The sequence below is a fragment of the Lentilactobacillus otakiensis DSM 19908 = JCM 15040 genome (genome assembly GCF_001434145.1).
Taxonomy (GTDB): domain Bacteria; phylum Bacillota; class Bacilli; order Lactobacillales; family Lactobacillaceae; genus Lentilactobacillus; species Lentilactobacillus otakiensis.
In genome coordinates, this window is the sequence record NZ_AZED01000008.1 from 190917 (window position 1) to 200642 (window position 9726).

Consider the following 9726-nt stretch of genomic DNA (forward strand, 5'->3'; position numbering starts at 1 on the left):
GATGGCATTTAATTACACGCCTGATCAGCTAAAGGGAATCAAAGACCGCCCGGAAGGCAACGTCCTGGTTTCCGCCTCGGCTGGATCGGGGAAAACGCGAGTCTTAGTCGATCGAATTATCGATATGGTCAAAAATCAGCACGTCGATGTCGACCAACTTCTCGTCGTTACATTTACCAACGCAGCTGCCAAGGAAATGCGGCAACGGCTGCAGGTGGCACTCCGTGAAGAATTCAATCAAGCACCAGAAAACGAAAAAAGCCGATTACTGACTCAAATTCAAAAAGTCGCGGTCGCTGATATCACAACGATGGATGCCTATTGTCAGAAGTTGGTCGGCAGATATTACTATTTATTAGGGATCGATCCCAACTTCCGGATTTTAGCCGATGATACCGAAAAGCAATTGCTGAAGGATCAAGTTTGGAACACGGTTCGTGAAGACTTGTATGGCAATGATGATGACGGCTCGTTTGCTCGGCTTACCGAAAACTTTTCCAACGACCGCAGTGATGATGGCTTGGCCGATTTAATTTATCGATTGGATGAATTTGCCAATGTTACTGATGATCCGGATGGCTGGCTGAATGATGTCACGGCATTCTATGATCTTGACGGGAAAAGTTTGTACGACAGTGATTTTTACCAATCTAACGTTGCTCCTAAGTTAATTGAAATGTTCTCGAAAATGAAAATGAATCATAAATTCATGATTCAATTAGCTCAACATGGCCTCTTGGATAAGGATGAGAAAGGTTTTACTGACCAATTGCATATGATTAAGAACCAGGAACAGACAATTTCTGGTCTTACTATGTATGACGATATTCGTAAGGCATTGAGGGAAATTGAATTTATCAACTTACCTAAGTTGTCTAAACCTGAAGGCGAGCAGAAGTTTTTCCATGCTCAAATTGGTGATCTCAATAAGCAGAATAAAAAAGATTTTACAAATTTCCGTGATGAATACTTCGGCCTTGATGAACAAGCCAACGTTGATCTCATGGGAGCAGCTAAAAAGCGGGTTGCCAAACTCATTTCAGCTGTTCGAGATTTTCGAAAAGCTTATGAAACGACAAAGCGTCAGCGTCACTTGATGGAATTTATCGATATTGAACAGGCAGCCTACCGGATTTTAAATGACAAGAGTGAGCAGGCCCAACAAGTCCAGGAAAAGCTCCGGAACCAATATTATGAAATCATGACCGACGAGTATCAGGATAATAACCGGCTCCAGGATGCCATTTTAAATAAATTAGCCAAGAATGGCGGCGGCAACCGCTTCATGGTTGGTGATGCCAAACAGTCAATTTACCGCTTTCGGTTAGCGGATCCACAGATGTTTATTGATAAGCAGAATACTTATACTTTGAGTGATAACGATAACGAATTGATCACGTTGGCGGATAACTTCCGTTCAACCGAAAATGTTGATAATTTCATCAATCTGATTTTTGAACAGATCATGGATCGACAAGTCGGTGAGATTGATTACTCAGATGCCAAATTACAGTTTGGTGCCAAATACTATCCTGAAGACGTTAATGCCGATATTTCTGTACTATTATTTAGTCCCAACAAGCCGTTGAAAGAAGCCGATAACGTCCCTGAAGACCAGGCAATGGATGCCGATGAAGGTCAAGTTCAAATCATTGCTCAAAAAATCCGCCAAATGATGGATAACCAAGAGCAAGTGGCAGATGGGGATGGCTATCGACCGGTAACCTATGGCGACTTTGCAGTCATTTCACCAACCAGAGGTAGTCAGATTACCATGTCGCAAGTTTTCAAAGACTACGGCATTCCGGCCGAAATTACCGGTGCCAAGAGTTATTTGAAGACAACTGAGATTCAAGTGATGCTGTCTTTACTGTCAATTATTGATAATCCATACCAGGATATTCCGCTCGTAGCGGTTTTGCGGTCTCCAATTGTCGGTTTGGATGAGAATCAACTGGCTTATTTACGGATTAACCAGAAGACCGGGAACTACTATGAGTCAGTTTTAAAGTTTTATCGGGAATATCCCCACTCAGAACCCAATGAATATGCCCAAACCATTTATTCACTGATCGACACTTTCTTTAATCAGTTGAATCATTTCAAAAACGTCGCTCAGCAAGACGGTTTAGTTGCATTAATTTGGGAAATTTATCAACAAACCGGCTTCTTAGATTATGTTGGCGGGATGCCTGGCGGCTATCAACGTCAGACTAATCTCCATGCCTTGTATGAACGGGCTGCCGATTACGAGAAAAATGGTTTTAAAGGTTTATTCAGATTCGTCCTCTTTATCGAGCGGATGCAAGACCGAGACGATGACTTGGCCACAGCCGTCCCAAATACTTCAGACAATATGGTTCACGTCATGACGATTCATGGCAGCAAAGGGTTACAGTTTCCAATTGTCTTTTTAAATGACATTGGCAAGAATTTCAATAACCAAGATGTTACAGGCCGGGCAGTCCTGAACGATCATTTGGGAATTGGTATTTCATACTTGGACACCAAAACCCGAGAAATTCAGGACCCACTCCAACGCCAGGCAGTACTGGATGTTACCAAAAATGCGGGGTTGTCCGAGGAAATGAGAAAACTTTATGTTGCCTTGACTCGGGCAGAACAGCGGCTGTATTTGGTTGGCAAAGTTACTCCAGGCAAAGGCGGCAGCAAGAAGCCGGCTCTCGATATGGAGTCGATTGTTGAAAGCTGGCAGTCAAAGACTGAGGAATCTCGTGTACTCCTACCAATGGCGGAGCGGAACTCTGCAACGAGCTACTTGGATTGGATCGGACCGGCAATTTCCAGACATCCAGATGTGATTAAGGATTATGGTGATAGTCGAGTTGTTAATCGACTTGCGGACGATCCAAGTCATTTTAAATTAGTATTTTACGACAATGCCAAAGTGATCGAGGGCCAGAAGGCGACTGGAACTGCAGCGGCCGATCCAAATGCCTGGATGGAACAGCAAGCTCAGGTGACCCCTGCCTCAGATGTGAACACGCAACAGGTCAAGCATATGATGACCTTTGACTATCCGCATACAGCGGCAACTCACACGACGGCTTATCAGTCTGTTTCCGAAATTAAACGGTTATTTGACGATCCTGATAACGTCCGGTTAGGTAATTATGCCCGGATCGACAGCGATCAGCTCATTAAGCCGGGGCGATACACGCAGCCCAGTTTGGCAACCCCAACTTTCATCTCAGAAAATGGGACCCACAAACCAGCGCCAACCGAGATCGGAACGGCCACCCATTTGGTCTTGCAGCAGGTGGATTTGCACCAGCAGCCGACCAAAGACAATGTCACTGAATTGATTAACCATTTGGTTAAGGACGGCATTTTGCAGGAAAATGTGGCTCAAGAAATCAATATTAAGGGCATTTTACGGTTTTATGCCAGTTCGGTTGGCCAGGTTGTATTAGCCAACCCTGAGACGACTTATCGAGAAGTGCCATTTTCCCTTCTGATGAAGGCGACCCATGCCTTTAAGAATTTTGATAAAGATGATGATCAAAGCATCTTGATCCATGGAATTATCGATGGGTATGTCGAATCGGCGGACGGGGTGATTCTGTTTGATTATAAGACCGACAGATTGACACCGAAGACCACCGTTGACACGATTCGTGAACGATATGAAGGTCAGCTGCGCTTGTATGCGACTGCCTTGACAAAGATTCTTGGCAAGCCGATTTCAAAGAAGTACCTTTATCTGTTATCATCAGATCAATTAGTTCCGGTTCAATAGCACCATCAATCTAGATAGACGGGAGATTTTTCAATGGTTAAATTTAATACATTGCTGGTCCGCGGCGGCAGACCTGACGACAACTCTACTGGTGCGGTCAACGTCCCAATTTATAACTCATCGACGTTCAGATATCCTAAATTAGGCTCTGATGTTAAATGGGACTACGAACGTTCAGGTAACCCCACCCGTGATGCGGTTGAAGACGTTTGCGCCGAACTGGAACATGGTGATCGTGGTTTTGCCTTTTCGAGCGGGATGGCGGCAATTCATGCAGCACTGGCCCTGTTTAAACCAGGTGACCACATTATCATTGGTGATAATATTTACGGTGGCACATTCCGGTTGGTTAATGATTTCTTGAAGCCCCGGGGTTTGGAATTTACTGAAGTCGATACGCAAGATGTAAATGCTGTGGCAGCGGCCTTTAAGTCAAATACCAAAGGTGTCTACTTTGAGCCGGTTACTAACCCGTTGCTCAAGGTGTCCAGTGTCAAACAAATTGCCAAGGTTGCTCATGAACATGGGGCCTTAGTTGTCGTTGATAACACTTTCTTAACACCCTACCTGCAGAAACCATTGGATTTAGGCGCCGATGTTGTCTTACATTCGGCTACCAAATATCTTGGAGGTCACTCAGACTTTACTGCAGGGATGATTGTAACTAAGACCAAGGAATTGAGCGATCGGGTATATGCTGTCCAAAACACGATTGGTGCAGTTTTAGCACCCCAAGAAGCCAACTTATTACGCCGAGGAATTCAGACCTTGAATCTTCGAATGGATCGTCACATTCAAAATGCGGAAAAGATTATTGCCTATCTTGAAAGCAATCCTAAAGTATCAAGGATTTACTACCCAACTGTGGATAAATCCAGTCAGGATTACAAGATTATCAGCGATGAGGCCAGAGGTGCAGGTGGTGTATTGTCCTTTGAAATCAAGGATGGTTTGGATGCCGCTAAATTCGTTAATAGCCTGCAGCTGATCATCTTAGCGGTTAGTTTAGGTGCTGCTGAAAGTTTGGTTGAAGTGCCGGCATTTATGTCACACTTTGAGATTCCTAAGCCAGAGCGGCTAAAAATGGGAATTAAGGATGAATTGATCCGGTTGTCGGTTGGTTTGGAAGATGCCGATGATTTGATTGCGGATTTGGATCAGGCGTTTCAGAAGATCTAGTAAATAATGCAAAAAAGAGTCGAAACATATATTTGTCTCGACTCTTTTTAAGTGGCATCCATGGTACCTAGATAAAGCGTGCTCAAATCGGCTGATTCCGGCCATTTAAGGGCATCAATCAACCATTCCAAGACCGGGAATAATTGATTGATGCCCTTAAATTCTGGAATCAAAACGCCTTTTTTCGCACTCTCATTTAGTTTAGATTAATGATATTAATCAAAATAATTCCCATCACCAAAACAATTCCGGCAAGTCCAACTGAGAACTTGGTGAACCATTTTCCGTTCACTTTATTGAGAACGAAAAATGTGATTCCCAAGCAAATCACGCCGATGACGTACATTATAATTAGTGCGGTCTTTACGGCAGCATCATCTTGTGCCATTCATATCACCTCATTAACAACATTGTACCCCAATTTATCTGGTTACCCAATAACGAGTTGGTAGGCGTAACGAGGGGATGCCTCGCCGTCACTTTCGGCCATGTAAATTGTGCCGCGTTTGGTAAAACCGTTAGTGGTAATGACGTGCTGCATGCCCATGTTCTCGGGATGGGTGTCAATTCGAATATCTTTGTAGCCAAGCACGCCTGAAATGGTAATTAAACCACTAATCATTTTTTGAGATAAGTGCTGTCCACGAAAGTCTGAAGACATGGCAATTCTATGAATCGCGGTATAACGGCCATGCACACCGTTAATCCATTCGCCATCGTGGATGTTGAGGTAGTTGACATCCAAGCCTTGATGTAGCGCTGCGGTACCGGCAATCTTACCGTCCACAATCAGGACATAGGTGATGCCATTGTTGACATCGGTTTCCAAGTCTTCATATGCTGGATAACCATTTTGCCATTGATCGATGGCTTGTTTTTTGAGGTAGGCTTTTGCTTCATCAATGATTTTTTTAATTTCTGAAAGATCCTTATTAGTTGCTTGTCGTAAATAAGTTGCTGACATTCTAAATCACGTCCCTGTTCAAATTTCTAATTCAATTGATTAGATCAAAATAACACGAGAGTGAATTATAGAGCATTCTTATTTGCCATGCAATACCAACGGTGTAAAAAGTTTTACATTCTCATTTTCGCAAGTAAAAACCCGGCACCACGCAATTTGTGGACACCGGGTTTCTTATTAAAATTTGCATCGATCGTTTTTGAAAGAAATTCAGATCATGAACCGTTACTTCTTGTCGTCTAAAGCATCATTAACCTTTTCAGATGCCTTTTCTTTGACGTCTTCAACTTTGTCCTTTGCCTTGCCGGATGTTTTCTGGGCTTTACCCTTTAACTTCAGCTTGTCGTTACCAGTTACGTCACCAACAGTTTCTTTTACTTTGCCGATAACTTCATCGGACTTATTCTTCAGAGTTCCCATAATTTTCACACCCTTTCCTTATCTCTACTATAAGAATACAGGAATCGAAAATAAACCACAAAAATAACGCTTGTGATTCCAAAAAAAGTTAAATAGTAGTAAATTCCACATTTGATGCACATGATTAGTGATGGTTTATGATATTATAGTCTTAATACTAGGGGGTGGTTTCGAAATGAATAAGGCCAATACATCGGTAAACGATTCCGATACCCGTTCGAAACAACAAAAGATACTCAGCATGCTGGGGTTGATGACGTCAAAAGTACTTGGGGAGAATACATACGCAAAGAGTTCGATTTATTCTGAACGAATCACTCGAGGCTTGCGATCATTTTTGCCGAGTCCGTTGCAGCCAAGCGTTTCATTGGCAGAATTCAAAATGTCTAAGCCAATGCAAATGGGTTATTTGGTGGCAGCTAAGGATCTCAAGCATGTCACGATTGATCAATTTAATTACATGTCCCTTTGGGCAACTGGAGATGACGATAGTTCGGTGGTGAACCGTGCAGCTGGAACCGAGTTTTCTGAATACCTGAGTCAAAGCAATGCGCCTGACAAATTTGTCGTGGGCTACAAAACGGCTGTGATTCAATTTGTTCGGGCAATTGCTGGGACTGGCGGGGTTGTCTTTCGAATTAATTCTGCCTTACAAAAGCTTGATGTTAATCAACAACGCACGTTGGTTAATCAGTGGTTTACCCACGTGAATTCGTATATGAACGGGGCTTCTCCTTTCAAAGCCATTAATAACGAAACCAAGAAACCATCTGAGTCCGATGAGTCGATCGCTGAAGGCGTGGCTAAAGAGATCAGCGATGGCTTTTTAACTAACCAACCGGTTGGTGATGATACTCAGCCGTTGCTCGGAAATTATTCATATAATGAAGATGATTTTTCTGAGGAGCACGATTTACCTAAAATGATGACGGATGCGTTGGGCAAAGTCTCGCTGACTGAAGATGTCAACTTGTTCGTCAACAATACATTGTCAGGGATGCTGAATTCATTGGCATCACTGGGATTGTATGCCCTTGTGGATACCAATTTTAGTCAGACCAATAATGATTTGGTCGGCGCGCCGGTCACGGATTCGACGGATGAAGCAACGGTTATTTCTAAGACACAAGCAGAAATTGCCAAGATTGGGGATTATTTAGCTTTACCGCAATCGGGGGCCGACCTTGCAGAAAAATTAGCTGTCTTGAACTTGAGTAATGCCGGCAGCGCAAGAAATGCCAAGCACCAGAATTACCAGCTGCGGTACAGCCAAGTGCTCGAAAACGACCGACCCGCAGTTAACGATCGGGGTGAAACCGTTAAAGTCAGTTATGGCGTTTTTGAAACGACTCATCAGATCTTGCAGAACGTCTTTTTAACGCCTTTGATGGTGACGTATACATTAACCAGAAACCAATTGCTACAGCAAATTGCCGATGGCCAGTATACGTCATCGCGAAATGTGATTGGGCCAAATTCCGAAATTGAAACAGAGGTCACAGACTACGTTGCAGCATTAGCTCGTTTTCAAGTTGATCAGTTGATTGGATTGGTGGCGAGAGGCAAGAAGGATTATGATGGCATGTCTCAAGCAGGGACGTTTAGTGCATTCAGCCATCTAATGCGGGTTTATCCTGAAGTCAAATCCATTAATCCGGCATACGCGGAGATGTCCAAAGCAACGAAACATCTTTACTACTGGCTCTATCAGTCTTCGTTTAGAAGCAGTTTGCCTGAGGATGAACAGGCACAAATTTAATCGAAATCAAAAGGACCGCGAGCACAAAACAGTCGATGTTTTGTCCGCGGTCCTATTTTTGTGTCTATAGTGATTTAATGGCCAGAGCTGAACCCATTCCACCGCCCATACATAAAGCGGCGATGCCGTATTCTTGATTGGTCCGTTTGAGATTATGGAGTAGTGTGGTGACGATTCGTGCACCGGAATCACCAAGTGGATGGCCCAGTGCAATTGCGCCACCGGAAATGTTGACTCGATCCATTGAAATTCCCAAATCACGAACAACGGCAACTGACTGGGATGCAAAAGCCTCATTGATTTCATAGAGATCGATGTCGTTAACCGCCATCTTGAGTTGGCTAACCAGTTTATTGATCGCCAGATAGGGTGCGTAACCCATGACGTTTGGATCAATTCCGCATTCAGCGTATCCCAGTACTTCGGCCATGGGTGTTAAGCCTAATTGTTCCGCGCGCGTCTCTGTCATCATCATTAATGCTGAAGCACCGTCGTTTAATGGTGCACTGTTGCCAGCTGTGACCGTGCCATTGTGTTTGAAGGCGGGATGCAGCTTGGCTAATTTTTCCAAACTTGTATCTGTGCGGATGGATTCGTCTTTGGTGATGAGTTGAGAAGTTGTTGATTTTCTCTGCTTAATTTCAATTGGAACGATCTCGTCAGTGAAATAATTATTTTGGGTGGCTTCGACTGCTCGTTGATGTGATTGTAATGCGAACTCATCTTGCTCTTGTCGTGACACGTGGTATTGGTCAGCAACATTCTCAGCGGTCATGCCCATTGGCTCGTCGGTCTGTGAATCGTTAAGACCATCCCGTTGCAAGCCATCATAGAGAGTCACCGGACCAAACTTAGTGAATTTGCGTTGGGACATATTTAAGTAAGGAACGTTTGACATACTTTCAGTTCCGCCAGCGATAATGGTTTGTGCTTCGCCAAGTAATAGTGCGGATTGAGCTTGATGAATTGCTTGAAGCCCGGAGCCACACACTTGGTTGACAGTAAAAGCAGTTTTGCTTTCTGGAATGTTACTATTAAGTTCAATTTGGCGGGCGATGTTTTGGCCGTTACCAGCCTGAATAGCGTTGCCAAAGATAACCTGATCAATTTTATCTGCGGGCAATTTGGTTTCATTTAGGATTGCACGTGTGATTGTGGATCCGAGTTGTTCGGCAGTTAAAGAAGATAATGAGCCGTTTAGTTTACCGATGGCTGATCGTTTGGCATCTATAATTACAATTTTCTCCAAGTGATGACAGTTCCTTTCGTGAAGATTTCAACTGCAAGTATACAGGCTTAAGCGGGATAGTGGGGACGATTTGACCCGGTATTAACAATCTTTAAACTTTGTATTTACACATTAATTGGTTTAATTTTGGATTACCTGTTGACCTGAGTCCAAATAGCTGATAATATATTACTCGTTGCTTCAATGACATGAACACATATACCAATTACCAATTAAAAAGTTTTTGTTGACTTGAAAGATTGGCTGTTATATAATTGTTATTGCTGTTAGAGGCAAGGAACACAAGGATTTAAATATGCGAACGATTTTCGTTGTTTCATCAAAAATGTTTGTGTTTCTATGTAGACCTTTGAAAACTGAACAAAATTTTCGACAAACGAATGTGTAGGGCGCTT

Annotated in this window: 8 protein-coding genes; 3 read left to right on the forward strand and 5 right to left on the reverse strand. The window is 43.3% G+C overall.

Features of this window, described 5'->3' with window-relative positions:
• Window position 1 precedes the first annotated feature (1 nt).
• Window positions 2-3760 carry a helicase-exonuclease AddAB subunit AddA gene (gene addA / locus FD05_RS03715; RefSeq protein WP_020281812.1) on the forward strand — a complete coding sequence of 1253 codons (3759 nt, stop codon included), beginning with the start codon at window positions 2-4 and terminating at the stop codon, window positions 3758-3760.
• Window positions 3761-3793: 33 nt separating this feature from the next.
• Complete coding sequence (locus tag FD05_RS03720; protein ID WP_020281813.1) at window positions 3794-4939, forward strand: trans-sulfuration enzyme family protein; 1146 nt, start codon at window positions 3794-3796, stop codon at window positions 4937-4939.
• Between the two features lie 47 nt (window positions 4940-4986).
• Here FD05_RS03720 and FD05_RS11895 read toward each other — a convergent pair whose 3' ends face one another.
• The 4 genes from FD05_RS11895 to FD05_RS03735 form a co-directional block, all read right to left on the reverse strand.
• A complete protein-coding gene (locus FD05_RS11895; protein ID WP_020281814.1) occupies window positions 4987-5112 on the reverse strand; it encodes a hypothetical protein in 126 nt (41 codons plus the stop codon).
• A gap of 23 nt (window positions 5113-5135) precedes the next feature.
• Window positions 5136-5327 (reverse strand): hypothetical protein, encoded by a 192-nt coding sequence (locus tag FD05_RS03725; RefSeq protein ID WP_020281815.1) that lies wholly within the window; start codon window positions 5325-5327, stop codon window positions 5136-5138.
• A gap of 42 nt (window positions 5328-5369) precedes the next feature.
• Window positions 5370-5903 carry a GNAT family N-acetyltransferase gene (locus FD05_RS03730; RefSeq protein WP_020281816.1) on the reverse strand — a complete coding sequence of 178 codons (534 nt, stop codon included), beginning with the start codon at window positions 5901-5903 and terminating at the stop codon, window positions 5370-5372.
• A gap of 225 nt (window positions 5904-6128) precedes the next feature.
• Window positions 6129-6323, reverse strand: coding sequence for a CsbD family protein (locus FD05_RS03735; RefSeq protein WP_039933201.1), 195 nt, complete (start codon window positions 6321-6323; stop codon window positions 6129-6131).
• Window positions 6324-6498: 175 nt separating this feature from the next.
• On the opposite strand from FD05_RS03735, the gene FD05_RS03740 reads away from it, so the two are divergent.
• Window positions 6499-8082, forward strand: a complete 1584-nt coding sequence (locus tag FD05_RS03740; RefSeq protein WP_039933202.1) for a hypothetical protein — start codon at window positions 6499-6501, stop codon at window positions 8080-8082.
• A 64-nt stretch (window positions 8083-8146) separates the two neighbouring features.
• Here the strand turns inward: FD05_RS03740 and FD05_RS03745 are convergent, their stop codons facing one another.
• Window positions 8147-9331 (reverse strand): thiolase family protein, encoded by a 1185-nt coding sequence (locus FD05_RS03745; RefSeq protein WP_039933203.1) that lies wholly within the window; start codon window positions 9329-9331, stop codon window positions 8147-8149.
• Between the last annotated feature and the right edge of the window lie 395 nt (window positions 9332-9726).